Source organism: Micromonospora globbae, from assembly GCF_036184225.1.
GTDB lineage: Bacteria > Actinomycetota > Actinomycetes > Mycobacteriales > Micromonosporaceae > Micromonospora > Micromonospora globbae.
This window is the reverse complement of the sequence record NZ_CP108084.1, coordinates 4,575,348-4,592,523: the sequence shown is the minus strand read 5'-3', so window position 1 is coordinate 4,592,523 and position 17,176 is coordinate 4,575,348. Positions and strand designations below refer to the sequence as shown.

General features: G+C 71.6%; 17 protein-coding genes. 9 read left to right on the top strand and 8 right to left on the bottom strand.

The features are described 5' to 3' along the window. Positions 1 to 6: 6 nt before the first annotated feature. A complete protein-coding gene (locus OG994_RS20555) occupies positions 7 to 1,758 on the bottom strand; it encodes an acetyl/propionyl/methylcrotonyl-CoA carboxylase subunit alpha (RefSeq protein ID WP_120327623.1) in 1,752 nt (583 codons plus the stop codon). A 148-nt stretch (positions 1,759 to 1,906) separates the two neighbouring features. Here OG994_RS20555 and OG994_RS20550 point away from each other — a divergent pair, with 148 nt between their 5' ends. From OG994_RS20550 to OG994_RS20540, 3 genes are all read left to right on the top strand, one after another. Next, positions 1,907 to 2,518, top strand: coding sequence for a PadR family transcriptional regulator (locus tag OG994_RS20550; protein ID WP_120327624.1), 612 nt, complete (start codon positions 1,907 to 1,909; stop codon positions 2,516 to 2,518). Positions 2,519 to 2,645: 127 nt separating this feature from the next. Then, complete coding sequence (locus tag OG994_RS20545; RefSeq protein ID WP_328850664.1) at positions 2,646 to 3,605, top strand: ATP-binding cassette domain-containing protein; 960 nt, start codon at positions 2,646 to 2,648, stop codon at positions 3,603 to 3,605. Between the two features lie 17 nt (positions 3,606 to 3,622). Continuing rightward, complete coding sequence (locus tag OG994_RS20540) at positions 3,623 to 4,378, top strand: ABC transporter permease (RefSeq protein WP_120327626.1); 756 nt, start codon at positions 3,623 to 3,625, stop codon at positions 4,376 to 4,378. 99 nt (positions 4,379 to 4,477) lie between these two features. Here OG994_RS20540 and OG994_RS20535 read toward each other — a convergent pair whose 3' ends face one another. The 3 genes from OG994_RS20535 to mycP form a co-directional block, all read right to left on the bottom strand. Then, a complete protein-coding gene (locus OG994_RS20535; RefSeq protein WP_328850663.1) occupies positions 4,478 to 5,131 on the bottom strand; it encodes an O-methyltransferase in 654 nt (217 codons plus the stop codon). A gap of 9 nt (positions 5,132 to 5,140) precedes the next feature. Continuing rightward, positions 5,141 to 5,797, bottom strand: coding sequence for a Maf family protein (locus tag OG994_RS20530; RefSeq protein ID WP_328850662.1), 657 nt, complete (start codon positions 5,795 to 5,797; stop codon positions 5,141 to 5,143). Positions 5,798 to 6,106: 309 nt separating this feature from the next. Further along, positions 6,107 to 7,267: a type VII secretion-associated serine protease mycosin gene (gene mycP, locus OG994_RS20525; protein WP_328853758.1), complete on the bottom strand. Its 1,161-nt coding sequence runs from the start codon at positions 7,265 to 7,267 to the stop codon at positions 6,107 to 6,109. Between the two features lie 975 nt (positions 7,268 to 8,242). Here mycP and OG994_RS20520 point away from each other — a divergent pair. After that, positions 8,243 to 8,380, top strand: a complete 138-nt coding sequence (locus tag OG994_RS20520; protein WP_158610082.1) for a hypothetical protein — start codon at positions 8,243 to 8,245, stop codon at positions 8,378 to 8,380. Between the two features lie 292 nt (positions 8,381 to 8,672). On the opposite strand, the gene OG994_RS20515 is transcribed toward OG994_RS20520, so the two are convergent. After that, positions 8,673 to 9,131, bottom strand: coding sequence for a hypothetical protein (locus OG994_RS20515; RefSeq protein WP_328850661.1), 459 nt, complete (start codon positions 9,129 to 9,131; stop codon positions 8,673 to 8,675). A 171-nt stretch (positions 9,132 to 9,302) separates the two neighbouring features. Further along, positions 9,303 to 9,515, bottom strand: a complete 213-nt coding sequence (locus tag OG994_RS20510) for an acyl-CoA carboxylase subunit epsilon (protein WP_120327632.1) — start codon at positions 9,513 to 9,515, stop codon at positions 9,303 to 9,305. Positions 9,516 to 9,607: 92 nt separating this feature from the next. Here OG994_RS20510 and OG994_RS20505 point away from each other — a divergent pair, with 92 nt between their 5' ends. Both OG994_RS20505 and OG994_RS20500 read left to right on the top strand, forming a co-directional pair. Next, positions 9,608 to 11,770, top strand: coding sequence for a serine/threonine-protein kinase (locus tag OG994_RS20505; RefSeq protein ID WP_328850660.1), 2,163 nt, complete (start codon positions 9,608 to 9,610; stop codon positions 11,768 to 11,770). Positions 11,771 to 11,850: 80 nt separating this feature from the next. Continuing rightward, the gene (locus tag OG994_RS20500; protein WP_120327634.1) at positions 11,851 to 12,090 is read left to right on the top strand and encodes a hypothetical protein; all 240 of its coding nucleotides are present in this window, start codon (positions 11,851 to 11,853) and stop codon (positions 12,088 to 12,090) included. Between the two features lie 75 nt (positions 12,091 to 12,165). Here the strand turns inward: OG994_RS20500 and OG994_RS20495 are convergent, their stop codons facing one another. After that, entirely contained in the window at positions 12,166 to 12,921 is a 756-nt protein-coding gene (locus tag OG994_RS20495) for a GH25 family lysozyme (protein WP_120327635.1), read from the bottom strand. 189 nt (positions 12,922 to 13,110) lie between these two features. On the opposite strand from OG994_RS20495, the gene OG994_RS20490 reads away from it, so the two are divergent. The 3 genes from OG994_RS20490 to OG994_RS20480 all read left to right on the top strand — a co-directional run bounded on the left by OG994_RS20490 (position 13,111) and on the right by OG994_RS20480 (position 15,388). Then, on the top strand, positions 13,111 to 13,854 hold the full coding sequence (locus tag OG994_RS20490; protein ID WP_328850659.1) for a M50 family metallopeptidase: 744 nt from the start codon (positions 13,111 to 13,113) through the stop codon (positions 13,852 to 13,854). A gap of 180 nt (positions 13,855 to 14,034) precedes the next feature. Next, on the top strand, positions 14,035 to 14,535 hold the full coding sequence (locus OG994_RS20485; protein ID WP_120327637.1) for a SigE family RNA polymerase sigma factor: 501 nt from the start codon (positions 14,035 to 14,037) through the stop codon (positions 14,533 to 14,535). After that, positions 14,528 to 15,388 (top strand): hypothetical protein, encoded by an 861-nt coding sequence (locus OG994_RS20480; RefSeq protein WP_328850658.1) that lies wholly within the window; start codon positions 14,528 to 14,530, stop codon positions 15,386 to 15,388. Before OG994_RS20485 ends, OG994_RS20480 begins: the two co-directional genes overlap by 8 nt. A 158-nt stretch (positions 15,389 to 15,546) precedes the next feature. On the opposite strand, the gene OG994_RS20475 is transcribed toward OG994_RS20480, so the two are convergent. Continuing rightward, positions 15,547 to 17,130: an acyl-CoA carboxylase subunit beta gene (locus tag OG994_RS20475; RefSeq protein ID WP_328850657.1), complete on the bottom strand. Its 1,584-nt coding sequence runs from the start codon at positions 17,128 to 17,130 to the stop codon at positions 15,547 to 15,549. Between the last annotated feature and the right edge of the window lie 46 nt (positions 17,131 to 17,176).

Sequence of the window (17,176 nt, the reverse complement as noted above, 5' to 3'; positions counted from 1 at the left end):
CCGCCGTCAGGAGATCGTGCAGATCGGCGCGCCGGCGGTGATCACGGCACCCACCTCGGCGGTCAGCCCGCTCACCGTGCCGGCCTTGTGCGCGTGCAGCGGCTGCTCCATCTTCATCGCCTCGAGCACCACGACGAGGTCACCCTCGGCGACGGTGTCCCCGTCCGCCACGGCGATCTTGACGATCGTGCCCTGCATGGGCGAGGTGAGCGTGTCACCGCTGACCGTGGCGCCGGCCTTGGCGCCGCCGCCCCGGCGGGCGGGCTTGCGCGCGGCGGGGGCCGCGGCGACCGTACCGGCGCCGAGGCCGGCGGGGAGGGTGACCTCCAGCCGCTTGCCACCCACCTCGACCACGACGGTCTCGCGCTCGGCCGGCTCGGCGGCCGGGACGGCGGTGGGGGTGAACGGCGGGACGGTGTTGTCGAACTCGGTCTCGATCCACCGCGTGTGCACGGTGAACGGCTCGGCCGTGAAGGCCGGGTCGCGGACCACCAGCCGGTGGAACGGCAGGGCGGTCGCCATTCCCTCGACCACCATCTCGTCGAGGGCGCGGCGGGCCCGCTCCAGCGCCTCGGTCCGGGTCTCGCCGGTGATGATCACCTTGGCCAGCAGCGAGTCGAAGTTCCCGCCGATGACGTCGCCGGCCGAGAAGCCGCCGTCCACGCGGACGCCCGGGCCGCTCGGCAGCCGCAGCTCGGTGATCGTGCCGGGGGCCGGAAGGAAGTTGCGGCCCGGGTCCTCGCCGTTGATGCGGAACTCGATGGAGTGCCCCCGCGGCGTCGGGTCCTCGGTGAACCGCAGCTTCTCCCCGTCGGCGATGCGGAACTGCTCGCGTACCAGGTCGATCCCGGAGGTCTCCTCGGTCACCGGGTGCTCGACCTGGAGCCGGGTGTTGACCTCCAGGAAGGAGATGGTGCCGTCGGCGCCCACCAGGTACTCGACCGTGCCGGCGCCGTGGTAGCCGGCCTCCCGGCAGATCGCCTTGGCGCTCTCGTGGATCTGGGTCCGCTGCGCGTCGGTGAGGAACGGCGCGGGCGCCTCCTCGACCAGCTTCTGGTGCCGCCGCTGCAACGAGCAGTCCCGGGTGCCCACCACGATCACGTTCCCGTGCTGGTCGGCCAGCACCTGCGCCTCGACGTGGCGGGGCTTGTCCAGGTAACGCTCGACGAAGCACTCGCCCCGGCCGAACGCGGCGATCGCCTCCCGCGTGGCCGACTCGAACAGCTGCGGGATCTCCTCCATGGTCCGGGCCACCTTGAGCCCGCGCCCGCCGCCGCCGAAGGCGGCCTTGATGGCGACCGGGAGGCCGTGGTCGACGGCGAACGCGATCACCTCGTCGGCGCTGCCGACCGGGTCGGGGGTGCCGGGCACCAGGGGAGCGCCGGCGCGCTGGGCGATGTGCCGGGCCGTCACCTTGTCACCGAGGTCGCGGATCGCCTGGGGCGTCGGGCCGATCCAGGTCAGCCCGGCGTCGATGACGGCCTGGGCGAAGTCCGCGTTCTCGGAGAGGAAGCCGTACCCGGGGTGGACGGCGTCCGCGCCGGACTTCGCGGCCACGTCGACGAGCTTGTCGATCCGCAGGTAGCTGTCCGCCGCCGTGTCGCCCCCCAGGGCGTACGCCTCGTCGGCGAGCGTGACGTGCAGCGCGTTCCGGTCGGAGTCGGCGTACACCGCGACGCTCTCCAGGCCGGCGTCGCGGCAGGCGCGGATGACGCGTACGGCGATCTCGCCGCGGTTGGCGATGAGTACCTTGCGCACCGTGGGGGCTCCTCCCGGGAGGTCGTTGCCCGGGAGTTTAATGGCCGCCCGATCGGCCCTAACGATCGCTCAGTGTGGGATGGCACACGGTCCACCTCGCGTCTTAGTCAAACTTGCTTATTACGCTTGCGAGGTGTCTGCCACTCGCATGATGATTCTCGGCCTGGTCCGGTGGATGCAGCCGGTGCACGGCTACGACGTGCGCCGCGAGCTGCTCAGCTGGAGCGCCGACAAGTGGGCCAACGTGCAGCCCGGCTCCATCTACCACGCCCTGCGGAAGCTCACCGAGGAGGGCCTTCTCCGCGCGGTGGCCACCGAGCAGGTGGGTGGGCGTCCGGCCCGTACGACCTACGAGATCACCGAGAAGGGGCAGGCGGAGTTCGAGTCGATGCTGAGGGGGCTCTGGTGGCAGTTGCACGAGCCGCCGGACCCCTTCGCGGCGGCGTTCTCGTTCCTGCCGGCGATGCCGCGGGAGGAGGCCGCGGCCGCGCTGCGGAACCGGGCGAACCTGCTCCGGGCCGGTGTCGCCTGGATGCGTACGTCGCTGGAGTCGGACTGGATGCGTGAGACCAAGCCGGTCCACGTCGGATGGATGTTCGAGCTCTGGACGGCCCGGGCGGACGCGGAGATCGCCTGGTGCGAGCGCGTGGCCGAACGGATCGAATCCGGTGTGTCGTACCTGCCTGCTGGACTCGAACGGGCGGAGGGTTGGTCCGGGTGGGAGCAGCGGCTGCCGGAGCATCCGTCCCAAGCGGAATAATCAACGTTGACCAAAAAAGCTATATCGCGTTAGCCTGCTTCCCGCAACGAACGGGGGAGCGCGCCGTGCGGCGGGCTTCCAGCGGACCCGTGGCCGGCCGCGCCGGCCCGGACGACCAGGAGCACGCATGATCCAGACCAGAGGGTTACGCAAGTCCTTCCGCTCCCGCGCGGGGCGGGAGACGAAGACCGTCGAAGCGGTGCGCGGTGTCGACCTCTCGGTCGCCGAGGGAGAGATCTTCGGCTTCCTCGGCCCGAACGGCGCCGGCAAGACCACCACCCTGCGGATGCTGGCCACCCTCATCGAGCCCGACGGCGGCGAGGCGACCATCGCGGGCGCCGACCTGCGCAAGGCGCCGGGCGAGGTGCGCCGCCGCATCGGCTACGTCGCCCAGGGCGGCAGCACCTGGGACGAGTCCACCGCCCGCGAGGAGCTGGTGCTCCAGGCCCGGCTCTACGGCATCGGCAAGGCCGAGGCGCACCAGCGTGCCAGCCGCGCGCTGGAGGCCTTCCAGCTCGCCGAGTTCGCCGACCGCAAGTGCAAGACCTACTCCGGCGGCCAGCGGCGGCGCGTCGAGATCGCCCTCGGCATCATCCACGAGCCGAAGATCGTCTTCCTCGACGAGCCGACCACCGGCCTCGACCCGCAGAGCCGCGCGCACATGTGGGACGAGATCCGCCGGCTGCGCACCGACGGCATGACCGTCTTCATCACGACGCACTACCTCGACGAGGCGGACGCACTCTGCGACCGGATCGCGATCATGGATCACGGCGAGGTGGTCGCCGAGGGCACCCCGGCCGACCTCAAGCGGGAGATCTCCGGGGACGTCGTGCAGGTCGGCCTCGACATCACGACCACCCCCCAGGCCGCCCAGGCGCTCGACGGCGAGGCGTACGTCCGGAAGCTGGAGACCGTCGACGACGGCGGCCTGCGGCTGTACGTCGAGGAGGGCGCCACGGCGATCCCGCAGATCCTCCGGCGGCTGGACCAGGCGGGCCTCGCGCTGCACTCGATCGAGCTGCACCGGCCCAGCCTGGACGACGTCTTCCTCACCAAGACCGGCCGCTCGCTGCGCGAGTCCTGACCACCCGGAGACCGACCATGAAGCTCGCCCGCGACACCTGGCTCATCTTCCAGCGCCAGTTCCAACTGCTCACCCGCAACCCCGTGTGGGTATTCGTCGGCGTCTTCCAGCCGGTGATGTACCTGCTGCTCTTCGCCCCGCTGCTCAAGCCGGCGCTCAACGCGCCGACCCAGGCCGAGGCCTACAAGATCTTCGTGCCCGGCCTGCTCGTGCTGCTGGCCATCTTCGGCGGCCTGTTCCAGGGCTTCGGCCTGATCGCCGAGCTGCGCGCCGGGGTCATCGAGCGGTCCCGGGTGACGCCGGTCAGCCGGCTCGCCCTGCTGCTCGGCCGTTCCCTGCGCGACGTCGTCTCGCTGATCGTGCAGGCGGTCATCATCACGCTGCTCGCCCTGCTGTTCGACCTGCGGGTGGTCCTCGGCGACCTGCTGCTGGCGTACCTCATGCTGGCCCTCATCGCGCTCATGACCTCGGCCGTCTCCTACGGCGTCGCGCTGAAGGTCAAGAGCGAGGACGCCCTCGCCCCGCTCATGAACACCGTGGCCCAGCCGGTGCTCCTGCTCTCCGGCATCCTGCTGCCCCTCAGCTTCGCGCCCGGCTGGTTGCAGGGCATCGCCGACTGGAACCCGTTCTCCTGGGCGGTCGACGGCACGCGGGCACTCTTCGCCGGCGACCTCGGCAACGACAAGGTGTGGCAGGGGCTGACCATCATCGCCGTGCTCGCCGCACTGGGCGTCTACTGGGCGGCCCGCCAGTTCGCCCGTAGCGTGCGCTGACGCGCGACCCGGCCGGTTGTCGGGGTGTCGGACGAGGTCCGACACCCCGACTGTCCCCCGCGGACGAGGCCGCCGGTGTGGGCGCTGCTGTGTGCCGTGTCAGTGGACGCGGGCGAGCGTCAGCCCGTCCGCGATGGGCAGCATGACCGCGTCGACCCGGACGTCGGCGAGCACCTCGTCGTTGAACGCGGCGATGGCGCGGTCGTCGGCGCTCTGCGGGGCGATGACACGGCCGCCGCGCAACACGTTGTCGACGGCGATCACCCCGCCCGGTCGCATCCGCGGCACCAGCTCCGCCCAGTAGATCGGGTAGCCGGTCTTGTCGGCGTCGATGAACGCGAAGTCCAGGTACCGCTCGTGCGGCAGCTTGCGCAGCGTCTCCCCGGCGGGGCCGATGCGCAGCTCGATCCGGTCGTCCACCCCGGCCCGTTCCCAGTAGCGGCGGGCGATCCCGGTGTACTCCTCGGAGATGTCGAAGCAGGTGAGACGGCCACCGTCGGCGAGGCCCCGGGCGATCGCCAGGGAGGAGAGGCCGGTGAACGTGCCCACCTCCACCGCCTGCCGTACGCCGAGCAGCCGGGTGAGGAACGTGAGGAACGCCGCCTGCTCCGGTGCGATCTGCATGCTCGCCCGGTCCGGCAGGACGGCCCGGGTCTCCTCCGCGAGGTCACGGATGATCTCGTCGGGTGGGGAGCCGTGCGCCACGAGGTACGCGTGCAGCTCGTCGGTGAGCGGGATCGACTTGGTCGTCATGGATGGACGCTAACCGAGCGGCTCGATCGACTGGCCGCCGGGCGCGACCTTCGTCCACAGGTCGGTGATCGACAGGTCCAGCTCGGCGAGGAGCCGGCGCAGCAGCGGCAGCGAGAGCCCGATGACCGTGCTCGGGTCGCCCTCGATCCGCTCCACGAACGGGCCGCCCAGCCCGTCTATCGTGAAGGCGCCCGCCACCGCGAGCGGCTCCCCGGTGGCGACGTACGTGTCGATCTCCTGGTCGGTGACGTCGGCGAAGTGGACGACGGTGGAGGCGACGGCCTCGGCCCGCCGCCCGGCCGTCGCGTCGATGAGGCAGTGCCCGCTGTGGAGCACGCCGCTGCGGCCGCGCATCCGCTGCCAGCGCCGGGTGGCGTCCGCGGGGTCGGCCGGCTTGCCGTAGGTCTCGCCCTCGAACTCGAGTACGGAGTCGCAGCCGATCACCAACGTCCGTTCGTCGCCGGCGGGCCGCAGCCGGGTGAGCACCGCCTGCGCCTTCAGCCGGGCCAGTTCGAGGCAGAGCTCGTCGGCCCGCTCGGTCACCACCAGCGACTCGTCGACGCCGCTGACCAGCACGTCCGGCTCGATGCCGGCGGCCTGCAGGATCTTGCGGCGGGCGGGGCTCGCCGAGGCGAGCACGAGGCGGAGCGTCGTCTGGTCACGCACCCCGCCGACGTTACCGGTTGGCCGCCGTCCCCGAGGACACGTGGTCACCGGTCGCGGATGCTCGCAGGGCGGTGCCGGTGCCTCTGGGCGCGGTCGGGCGCGGCGGGGTGGGGTGCGCAGGGTTGGAGCGCGCGGTTGGAGCGCGCGGTTGGAGTGCGCGGTTGGAGTGCGCGCGTTAGAGCGTGCGCGTTGGAGCGCCCGGTTGGGGCGCGCGCGGTTGGAGCGTGCAACTTCATGGATATTGGTGCCTCCGACGGGGCACGAGGGGACACTTTCCATGAAGTTGTGGCACGTGGCACGTGGCAGGCGTCAGCGGCTGATGCGAGGCGGCGGGTCGTCGCGGCGCCGCCGCCGCACGACGATGGTCCAGGTCACGCCCGCTGCCACGATCACGCCGAGCGTCACCAGTCCCCGAACCGTGGCAGCCCGATCGCTGGCCGCCTCATCGCCGGGTGCCGCCGCCGGAGCGCTCGGACCGTCACCGGCCGGCGCACTCGCCGTCGCCGACTCGAAGCCCAGCGGCGGTACGTCCGCAGTCAGCGCCGCAACAATGTCGATGACGCCGTAGCCGTACTCGTCGTCACGACCGGGCGGTCCCTTGTCGACAGCCGTGGCGGTCAACCGGTGCACGACTTCCCGTGCCGGCAGGTGCGGGTACTTCGAGCGGATCAACGCAACCGCCCCAGCAACAATCGCCGTGGCGCTGGACGTCCCTGTTCCCTTGGAGTACTTCCCGTCGTAACTGGTGCTGTAGATGTCCACTGCGGGCGCTGCCACATCGATCCCGGACCCGATCACTGAAATCGGCGCATGTCGACCGTTCCTATCGATGCCGGCAACCGTAACGACACCTGGGTGGCTTGCCGGGTAGCTAACCGTTTGTTCCCTGGGGCTGTTGCCAACGCCTGCCACCACAACCACATCCGCCGCGAGAGCCACGTCGACAGCTTGTCGCAACTGAGCGCTGTCCGCGCCAGCAGACGAGATGCTGATGACCCTCGCTGAGTGTGCCACTGCGTACTGGATTGCCTCGGCCAGTGGGTCGGGGTGGCCTTCGCCGTCCGGTGGTGAGCTGAGAATGGGGAGAATCTTTGCCTCTGGCGCTATGCCAAGTGCACCGCGGTTGCCGGCTTGACCGTGAGCTGCGATTAAGCCTGCCATTGAAGTTCCATGGCTATCGCGATCCTCTTGGCCGTCGCCCCTGCCGCCAGGAATTACATCGGTTCCTCTGAGTAAGTTACTCCTTAGGTCTGGGTGAGGGTCGACACCGGTGTCTGGAATGGCAACAGTAACACCGTAACCCCTGCTGTAGCGGTGCGCCTCGGCGACCTTCAGGTAGCGAAGATGCCACTGGTCACTCCGAATGCGCTCGGATCCGTCCGTAATAGCTATTGGCTGGCTAGCGGCGGCGCTCGCGTTGCCCGGCGCAAGACACGCTGGGACTAGCGCTAAGACGGCCGATAAGGCCAACTGACTCCGGAGTGTCACCGTTTCAGGCCGATTGCCGGGCCGGGATCGATGGGGCCTTCTTCTGCCGGAGGCTCAACCACCGGAGGTACTCCGGGGCGTGTCTCCCATGGATAATCCGGATCCCAGCGTGACAACTCATCGGTGGACTGACCTTGGCTGGATCTTTCTTGCGGCCCGTGCATGCCATCTCTGCGGACCACAAGGGATGGATTCGGAGTGCCACCCAAAGGCGGTTGACCGTTCATCGGAGGCGAACTGCGCCCACCACCTGGGCGTGACCCGGCACCGCCAGAGGGCCCGGTGCCTGCCCCTCCGCCGCCGATGACCCCGCCTATCGGATTGACGTGACGCGGTTGAGCGTTACCTGAGGCCTGTTGCCCATATCCGATGCCCGGCGTTTCGCCGATGATCCCGCCTGGGGCAGACGATCTCGGGATTGTTGGCGTACTGCCGGCCGTTGAAGTTGTGGGCCGTGGGGGGCGAGCATTCTGAGCTGAGGCTGTGCGATGGGATTGGGGAGCGTTCGACGGGGCCAGCCGGCTGGGCAGCCAGGCAGATGGTGGTGCGCTGGGCTGTGAGCTCGCGGGGGTTCCGGGCGTTGGGCTAATCGGAGTGCTCGCGGGGGGAGTCGTCGCCCCGCCAATTCCCGCATTACCTAGAACCGGGCCACTGCTCGGCGTAAGGGTGGACGCTTCTGGCCGAGCCAGCCTCGCCGATGCTGAGGGGCGGCTGACTAGTTCGTGGCGTGCCACTGGCGCAGGGACTATAGGAGGAATTATCGGAATTGGTTGAATGTGCCCAGCGTATACGTCTGGGTTGTCATTCTGGATTGGAGATCGAACCGCCGGCGGCCGCTGGAGCGTTACTTGGGCTTGCTGGAGTTCGCTGCTGAGGCCGTACATGATGCCGCGCGCCTGGACGTTCAGCTGTTCCAGGTCGGCGTCCGTCACCGGGCGGTCGGGTACGCGGCTGCCCATGGCGGCCTTCGGGTCGGCCGCGGTCGCCTCGTACGCCTGCTTCTGCTGGAGCTTGGCCGCGTACTCCTCGTGGATCGTCTTGAGACGGGCCCGGGTGCCGCTGATGGCCTGGGTGGCGGCGGCGAGCGCGGTGTAGTTCGCGGCGGCGGCGTCGTGGGTGCGGCGCACCTTGTCGATCAGCTCGTCGAGTTCGGCGAGGTACGCGCGGGCGGCGGCGTTGGTGGCCGGGGGCCACGCCTCGGCGAGGCCGCGCCGGTACTCCCGGAGGCGGCTCAGGTGGGTCTGTGCCAGGTCGCAGATCTTCCGCCAGCCGGCGACCTGCTTCCAGTGGTTCGTGGTGTCGTGGTCCTGGAGGCAGGCCCACATGCTGTTCACGTCCATCCGGTGCCAGTCGGTGAGGCCGGACGTGCGGCCGCTGCCCCGCTCGATCACGGCAGCACCACCGGCCCGGCGTCGGGACCGGTGGGATCCCGCAGCACCACGGACGGTGGACTGGCGGGCGTGGCCGTGCCGGGACTCGCGAGGGCCTGCTCGACGTCGACGATCCGGGCGGCGGAGAAGGCGTCGCTGCCGGCGTACCGGTCGGCGACGGTGCCCGCCGCTGCCGCCAGGCGACCGGTGGCCCCGCAGACACCCCACACCATGTCGACGCTCGCCTGCTGCGTCTCGTGGTGCGCCTGCAGGAAGTGGACGAGCTCGATGAAGGCGTCACACGGGTTGGGTAGGGGAGCCGTGACGTCCTCGGCGATGTACGACAGGTGGGGCGCGTAGTGGCGTTCCACCTCGGCCGCGAGCCGGTCGGCGAACTCCCGCAGCTGGCGGATGTCGGCGTCGATGCTTCCGTAGCCGTTCAACCACGCCGCAGGGCGGTCCTCCTCGGGGATCATCGACCCTCCCATTCCGTCACCGCACCATCTCCCTGAGTGAGGTTAACGGCTACCGCCGACACCGGCAGCCCCCGAAACGACGAGACGCGGGGACGCCGCCGACCGCGACAGGCCGACGAGGGAACGGGCCAGGCGAGTGACGAGGGAACGGGCCAGGCGAGTGTGGGTGCCTCAGCGGGGCAGGCCGGACGCGCGCCAGGCGCCGGGGCCGGGCACCGCGCCGACGCCGGCCGGTCGCGCGCTGCGCGCCCACGCCGACGTCGTGACGGGGGCGGGCGCGACGGCCGGCCGGGTACGGACGGCGAACACGCCCACCAGCGCGGCCAGTTCCTCCGCGGTGGGGACCCCGCGCACGACCCGGAACAGCGGCTCTTCGGCAGACATGCGACCAGCGTACGCGCCGGGGAACTTGACCTTCGCCGCAGTGTGGCGTGCCGGCGGTGTGCCTGTCGGCGTCGCCGGGTACCGTCTCTGCGATGTCGAACGCGCTTCCCCAACTCGTCGCCGACCGGTACCGGCTCATCTCGCCGCTCGGTCAGGGCGGCATGGGTCGGGTGTGGAAGGCGCGCGACGAGGTGCTGCACCGCGACGTGGCGATCAAGGAACTGGTCCCGCCGCCCAGCCTCACCGACGACGAACGCCGCGAGATGCGGGAGCGGTCGCTGCGGGAGGCGCGCGCGATCGCCCGCCTCAACCACATCAACGTCGTCCGCATCTTCGACGTGCTGCGCACCGACGGCGATCCGTGGATCGTCATGGAGTACGTCCCGTCGAAGTCGTTACAGGACACCATCGCGGAGTCCGGTCCGGTGTCACCGGCCCGCGCCGTCGAGATCGGGCTCGGTGTGCTCGGCGCGTTGAAGGCGGCGCACCGGGCGGGCGTGATGCACCGCGACGTCAAGCCGGGCAACGTGCTCCTCGGCCACGACGGCCGGGTCGTGCTCACCGACTTCGGCCTCGCCACCATCCCCGGCGACCCGAACGTCACCCGTACCGGCATGGTGCTCGGCTCGCCGGCGTACATCGCGCCGGAGCGGGCGCGCGACGGCACGGCCGGGCCGGAGGCCGACCTCTGGTCGCTGGGCGCCACCCTCTACGCGGCGGTGGAGGGCAAGTCGCCGTACGCCCGGCCGTCGGCGATCGCCACCCTGGCGGCACTCGCCACGGAACCGTTGCCGCCGCCGAAGAACGCCGGTCCGCTGAAGCCGGTGCTGCAGGGGCTGCTCCGCAAGGACCCGAGCGAGCGCATCACCGCCGAGGTGGCCGAGCGCATGCTGCGCCGCGCCAGCGGCCGGCGGGCCCGCGGCATCTCCCTGCTCGATGGCGTACGCCGGCCGGGGCCGAACGGTCCGCGCGTGCCGCGACCCACCGTGGTGCCGGCCCCGCGCCCGGCCGAGCGGGCCCAGCCGCCGGCGGCCCCACCGGCCCCTCGGACGCCGCCGGCTCCGGCGAGCCCCGCGGCGGACGCCACCGCGAAGATGCCCGCCGGTACGGACGCCGCGCCCACCGCGAAGGTGGACCGTCCGGGCCTGACGTCGGACGCCGAGCCGACGAGGAAGGTCGACCGCCCGTCGTCCACCGCGGACGCCGACCCGACGACGAAGGTCGACCCGCCGACGGGGGCGGGGGACACCGACGCCACGACGGCCGACCCGGCGCGGGCCGGGTCCGGCGAGGCCGACCGACCGGCCGGGGCGGGGGACGCCGACCGTCCGGCAGCGGACGCCGACGCCACGGCGAAGGTGGACGTCCCGGCGAAGCCCGGCGGCAAGAAGGACACGGCGGAACCGACCGACGAGCGGCGGACGGGGGAGGGCGCTCCCGCGTTCCGGCCGGTCACCCCGACCTCCGTGCTGCCGGGCCTCACCGCCGGTGGGACGGCCACCGGGTCCGACCGGCCGTCGGGGCGGGCGTCGATCCCGGCGATCTTCGGTACGTCGCCCGAGCGCAGGCGGCGCAACCTGCTGGTCGGCGCGCTGGTCGTCGTACTCCTGCTGGGCCTCGCGGTGATCGTGCCGCTGCTGACCAGCGGCGACGACCCCGAGGGCGCCGACCCTCGCCAGGCCGGCAACACCAACACGGCCGCGCCGACCGCACCGCAGACCTCCGCACCGGCCCCACCGCCCCCGACCAGTGCCGCGCCGAGCGCCACGGCCAGTCCAACCCCGACGGCCTCGCCGACGGACACCAGCGCGCTGCCGGCCCGCTGGCGGATGCACCGGGACCCTGCCGGTTTCGCACTGCCGATTCCGGAGGGCTGGCGACGATCGGCGAACGGCAGCTCTGTGATCTTCACCGACCCGAACGGGGTGGGAGAGCTGCTCATCCAGTGGACCGATCATCCGAAGAAGGATGCGTACGCCGACTGGAAGGCGCAGGAGCCGTACCGGAAGGGGATCGTCAGGAACTACCAGTACCTGAGCATCGAGCGGTGCGACTACTACCGCACGTGCGCGGACTGGGACTGGTTGGAGACGCGGGACGGCACCCGGATCCACGTGCGGAACCGGGGCTTCGTGACCGCCAGCAACCGGGGCTACGCGATCCGGTGGGAGGTCGCGGCCAACGAGTGGGAGGCCAACCTCCCCCACTTCGACCTGATCACCAAGCGGTTCGTGCCGGACCGCGTCGACCGGTAGGTCCCACCACTGCGAATGTCGTTCGCATGGCCTTCCGTCGTGCGGGGTACCTGTACCCCGACGACGGAAGGAGGGACGACATGGGTTGCCGACGGAGGGACAGCCGGCCGCGGGTGGCGCTGTGGATGCTCGTCGCGCTCGGCGACGCGGTCCTGCTCCTGGCCAGCGTCGGCGTGCCGGCGCTCATGGCGCTGCTCACGGTCGTGACCGTCACCGTCGCCGGAGCGGGGGCCTGGCTGGTGAGCCGGCGCGGCGCCCTCGCCCGCGAGGACTCGATGCCCGCCCGTGTCGCGGTGCCGTTCGACCGACGCCGGGCCTGACCCGACAGACAGCCGTGGCGGCAGCCGGAACAGGTCCGCGCTGCCGCCACCTGCCTCCCCAGGCGGATCGGCGGATCAGGCCGTGTTGTTGGCCAGCGCGATCAGCCGGGAGCGGTCACCGTTCCAGTAGTTGCGGTCGACGGCGCCGCTGATGCCGGGAACGCTGCCGCTGCTCGTGTACTGCCAGAAGCTCCAGAACGGCGCGCCGGCGGGCAGGGTGCCGGGCGTGCTGGCCCAGCGGGCGAGCCACAGCGGGTGGTTGCCCCACGGCCCGGTCCAGCTGCCGGTGCACTGGTTCCAGAAGCTCGTGGTGGTGTAGATGACGGCGTAGCGGCCGGTGCGCGACCGGTAGGTGTTGAGGAAGTCCTGCACCCAGTTGCGCATGGCGGTGGTGCTGAGGCCGTAGCAGTAGCCGCCGCTGTAGGGGTTGGCCTCCAGGTCCAGGGCCGCGGGAAGGGTACGGCTGTCCGCCGACCAGGCCCCGCCGTTGGAGGCGAGGTAGTTGGCCTGGACGGCGCCGGAGGAGATGTTCGGGCGGGCGAAGTGGTACGCCCCGCGGATGACGCCGGCGTAGTAGGCGTTCGTGTAGTTGGCGTTGAAGTTCGGGTCCTTGTAGCTCGTGCCCTCGGTGGCCTTGATGAAGGCGAACTCGATGCCGGCGTTGCGGACGCTGGTCCAGTTGATGCTGCCCTGGTAGCGGGAGACGTCGATGCCCGCCACGGTGGCGGCGGCGGCCGGGACGGCGGTGGCGACGAGCGCGGCGGCCGCGGTGGCGACGACGGTGAGGCCGGCCGCGAGGAACCGACGCAGTGGTGATCTGGTACGGGACATGGGTGCCTCCAAGGGGCCTATCGATTGATGGAAATCTTTGGAGGTAATCACCCAAGATCGCAAGGGGATCAAAAGAAACTTTCATTGGCGGTGGGGTGGACGGCCGTACGCTGGACGGCCCGTGCCCGGCGTACCACGCTGGGTCACGGAGTCGGTCTTCGCCTCGACGTGCCGGTAGGCTCGCGCCCCATGGTGTCGTTCGACGGGCTGACCGACCTGTGGGACCGGCTGTTCGGCGCGCAGCCCGACCCCCCGCCGCTGCTGGTCGTGGTGACCGGGGTCGTGGCGCTCGTGGTGGTCTCCACCCGCCTGCCGTGGCGGATCGCCCGCAACGCCATCACCATCGCCCACGAGGGCGGGCACGCGCTGGTGGCCCTGCTCTCCGGCCGCAGATTGCGGGGCATCCGGCTGCACTCGGACACCTCGGGGCTCACCCTCTCCGCCGGGCGACCCACCGGGCTCGGCATGGTCCTCACCCTGCTCGCCGGATACGTCGCCCCGCCGCTGATCGGCCTGGCCGGTGCCTGGCTGCTCGGCGGCAACCGCATCACGCTGCTGCTGTGGGTGGCCGTCTTGCTGCTGCTCGCCATGCTCGTGATGGTCCGCAACGCGTTCGGCGTGGTGTCGCTGCTGGTCACCGGCGGGGTGGTGCTCGCCGTCTCGTGGTACGCCTCGCCGCAGGTGCAGGCCGCGTTCGCGTACACCGGGGTGTGGTTCCTCCTGCTCGGGGGGATACGGCCCGTGGTCGAGCTGCAGCGGCTGCGCTCCCGGGGCCGGATGCCCGCCTCGGACGCCGACCAGCTCGCCGGGCTCACCCCGTTCCCGGCGTTCTTCTGGGTCACCGTCTTCGCCCTGGTCAACCTCGCCGTGCTGGCCGTCGGCGCCACGCTTCTCGCCGACCCCCTGCTGCGCGACAACCCCCTCACCGCCTGACGCAGGAGCGGGGCGGGCAGGGTGCACGGGCGGCGCGCCGCGGGCGCGCGCCGGGCGCCGGGCCGGGGGCGCCGGGCGCCGGGTCGCGGGCGCCGGGCGGCGAAAATGCTCGGGTGAGCGGGCAACCGCCGGCACCGCCCCACGCGTGTCCCCTGCGACCGCCACGGGGGAGGTAACCAGGTGCCGGACGTCGACGGGTTCGACGAGTTCTACCAGGGCAGCCGGCAACGGCTGCTCGGCTTCGTCTTCGTGCTCACCGGCAACCTCGCCGAGGCGCAGGACGCCGTGCAGGAGGCGTACATCCGGGCCTGGCAGCGCTGGTCGACGGTGAGCGGATACGACGACCCGGAGGCGTGGGTGCGGGTGGTGGCCACGCGGATCGCGGTGAGCCGCTGGCGGAGCCTGCGCAGCCGCGCCCGCGCGTACCTGCGGCACGGTGCCACCGAGACCGTCCCGCCGCCGGGCACCGAGACCGTCGAGGTGGTGGCCGCCCTGCGCCGCCTGCCCGAGGAGCAGCGGACCGCCCTCGCGCTCTACTACCTGCTCGGCATGCCGGTCGCCGAGGTCGCCCGGGAGACCGACGCCCCGGTCGGCACGGTCAAGGCCCGACTCTCCCGCGGGCGCGCCGCGCTCGCCGGGCTGCTCGCCGTCTCTGACCTGGAGGAGGCCGCTGATGCGTGACGACCTGAGGTTCGTCGAACGGGTGCGGCGGGAGCTGCGGGACGTGCGCTGGCCGCCGCCCGAGGAGATCCGGGCCGTGGCGCGGCGGCGTACCCGGCGGAACGTGCTGGTCGCGACCGTGCTGCTGGCCCTGGCCGGCGGGTCCGCGGTCGCGTTCGTCGCCCCCGGCCCCGCCCCGGCGCCGCCGGCCGCCGCCTCCGCCACTCCCGGCGTGCCGCCTCGTACCGAGATCACCCCGGACGCGCTGCTGCAGTCGGCCGACCTGCCGCAGCGGACCACTGTCGAACTCAGCGAGTCCGGCCTCGGTGGCGACGTCGTGGTCTCGTCCCAGTTGACCGCGTGCCGGACGGACCAGGGGCTGCCCGCGAGTCTCGTGACCGCGGGGCTGTCGCGGTCCCAGGCGCTGCTGCGGGAGCGCCCCGGGGGCGGCGAGAACCGGCTCTCCGACATCCTGGTGGTGCAGGAGGTCTACCGGCTGACGCCGGAGGAGGCCCGTACCTTCTTCACCGACCTCGACGCCATGCTCGCTCCCTGCGCGCAGTGGCGCAGCCGCGGACCGTACGAGGCGAAGGGGCGGACCGGCACGGCGGAGGCCGTGCACCGGTGGCAGGTCGTCCGGCGGGGCTTCGCCGGGGACGACGCCGCCGTGCTCCGCCACTCCGTGTCACCGCCGCGCGACGTGGCGACCGGCAGGACGGTCGGCGATGCGTCGGCGCCGACCGACACGGCCGTCGTGCGGGTCGGCGATCTGATCACCGTCCTGTTCCTCAAGCAGGGCACCGAGGCGGAACTGATCCAGCTCGCCGGGGTCGCGGCGCGCCGGATGTGCCTGGCCGCCAACCCGGGCTGCTGAGCCGGGCCGTGAACCCGGGCGTCGGGCCCGGCCGACCGCCGCGCTCCTGCGCCCGGCCGACCGTCGCGCTCGTGCGCCCGGCCGACCGCCGCGCCGGGACGTGAGCCCGCACAGCGCGAGGGGCCCCGCCACCCGGTGGCGGGGGCCCTCCACACCACCTACAGCGGGATGTTGCCGTGCTTCTTCGGCGGCAGCGTCTCGCGCTTGGTGCGCAGCACCCGCAGCGCCCGGACGATCTGGGTGCGCGTCTCGTGCGGCGGGATGACCGAGTCGACGTACCCGCGCTCGGCGGCGACGTACGGGTTGGCGAGCGTGTCCTCGTACTCGGCGATCTTCTCGGCGCGCAGCGCGGCCGGGTCCTCGGCGTTCGCGAGTTCCGAGCGGTACAGGACGTTCACGGCGCCCTGCGCGCCCATCACGGCGATCTGCGCGGTCGGCCAGGCGAAGTTCAGGTCCGCGCCGAGGTGCTTGGAACCCATCACGTCGTACGCCCCGCCGTACGCCTTGCGGGTGATGACGGTGACCTTCGGGACGGTGGCCTCGGCGTACGCGTAGATGAGCTTCGCGCCCCGGCGGATGATGCCGTCCCACTCCTGCCCGGTGCCCGGGAGGAAGCCCGGTACGTCCACGAAGGTCAGCACCGGGATGTTGAACGCGTCGCAGGTGCGCACGAACCGGGCGGCCTTCTCCGACGCCGCGATGTCCAGCGTGCCGGCGAAGTGCATGGGCTGGTTCGCCACCACGCCGACCGGCCGGCCCTCGACCCGGCCGAAGCCGACCACGATGTTCTGCGCGTAGAGCGGCTGGACCTCCAGGAACTCGCCGTCGTCGAGGACGTGCTCGATGACGCGGTGCATGTCGTACGGCTGGTTCGCCGAGTCCGGGATCAAGGTGTCCAGCTCCCGGTCGGCGTCGGTGACGTCCAGCTCGGCGGGCGTGTCGTAGACGACCGGCTCGTCCAGGTTGTTCGAGGGCAGGTACGACAGCAGCGCCTTGACGTACTCGATCGCGTCCTCCTCGTCGCTGGCGAGGTAGTGCGCGTTGCCGCTGCGGGTGTTGTGGGTGCGGGCGCCGCCCAGCTCCTCCATGCCCACGTCCTCGCCGGTGACGGTCTTGATGACGTCGGGGCCGGTGATGAACATGTGCGAGGTCTGGTCGACCATCACGGTGAAGTCGGTGACCGCGGGCGAGTAGACGGCCCCACCCGCGCAGGGCCCCATCACCAGCGAGATCTGCGGGATGACCCCGGAGGCGCGGACGTTGCGGAAGAAGATCTCGCCGTAGAGGCCGAGGCTGACCACGCCCTCCTGGATCCGGGCGCCGCCGGAGTCGTTGATGCCGATCACCGGGCAGCCGATCTTCATGGCCAGGTCCATCACCTTGACGATCTTCTCGCCGAAGACCTCGCCGAGGGAGCCGCCGAAGACGGTGAAGTCCTGGGCGAAGACGCAGACCTGCCGTCCGTCCACGGTGCCGTAGCCGGTGACCACGCCGTCGCCGTACGGGCGGGTCCGCTCCAGGCCGAAGTTCGTGGACCGGTGCCGGGCCAGCTCGTCCAGCTCGACGAAGGAGCCCTCGTCGAGCAGCAGCTCGATCCGTTCCCGGGCGGTCTTCTTGCCCCGGGCGTGCTGCTTCTCGACGGCCCGCGCCGACCCCGCGTGCACCGCCTCGTCGACCCGGCGCTCCAGGTCCGCCAGCTTGCCCGCCGTGGTGTGGATGTTCGTCCCGGTGTCGGTAGTCACCCAGGGAATATAACGATGGTTCAGGACCGGGACGCTGTGCAGTACA

Bases quoted from the DNA above. Each gene is read 5' to 3' on its own strand.
- OG994_RS20550 (WP_120327624.1), top strand. From the start codon at position 1,907: ATGATGATTCTCGGCCTGGTCCGGTGGATGCAGCCGGTGCACGGCTAC.
- OG994_RS20545 (WP_328850664.1), top strand. From the start codon at position 2,646: ATGATCCAGACCAGAGGGTTACGCAAGTCCTTCCGCTCCCGCGCGGGG.
- OG994_RS20540 (WP_120327626.1), top strand. From the start codon at position 3,623: ATGAAGCTCGCCCGCGACACCTGGCTCATCTTCCAGCGCCAGTTCCAA.
- OG994_RS20535 (WP_328850663.1), bottom strand. From the start codon at position 5,131: ATGACGACCAAGTCGATCCCGCTCACCGACGAGCTGCACGCGTACCTC.
- OG994_RS20520 (WP_158610082.1), top strand. From the start codon at position 8,243: ATGGCGGCCTTCGGGTCGGCCGCGGTCGCCTCGTACGCCTGCTTCTGC.
- OG994_RS20515 (WP_328850661.1), bottom strand. From the start codon at position 9,131: ATGATCCCCGAGGAGGACCGCCCTGCGGCGTGGTTGAACGGCTACGGA.
- OG994_RS20510 (WP_120327632.1), bottom strand. From the start codon at position 9,515: ATGTCTGCCGAAGAGCCGCTGTTCCGGGTCGTGCGCGGGGTCCCCACC.
- OG994_RS20505 (WP_328850660.1), top strand. From the start codon at position 9,608: ATGTCGAACGCGCTTCCCCAACTCGTCGCCGACCGGTACCGGCTCATC.
- OG994_RS20500 (WP_120327634.1), top strand. From the start codon at position 11,851: ATGGGTTGCCGACGGAGGGACAGCCGGCCGCGGGTGGCGCTGTGGATG.
- OG994_RS20495 (WP_120327635.1), bottom strand. From the start codon at position 12,921: ATGTCCCGTACCAGATCACCACTGCGTCGGTTCCTCGCGGCCGGCCTC.
- OG994_RS20490 (WP_328850659.1), top strand. From the start codon at position 13,111: ATGGTGTCGTTCGACGGGCTGACCGACCTGTGGGACCGGCTGTTCGGC.
- OG994_RS20480 (WP_328850658.1), top strand. From the start codon at position 14,528: ATGCGTGACGACCTGAGGTTCGTCGAACGGGTGCGGCGGGAGCTGCGG.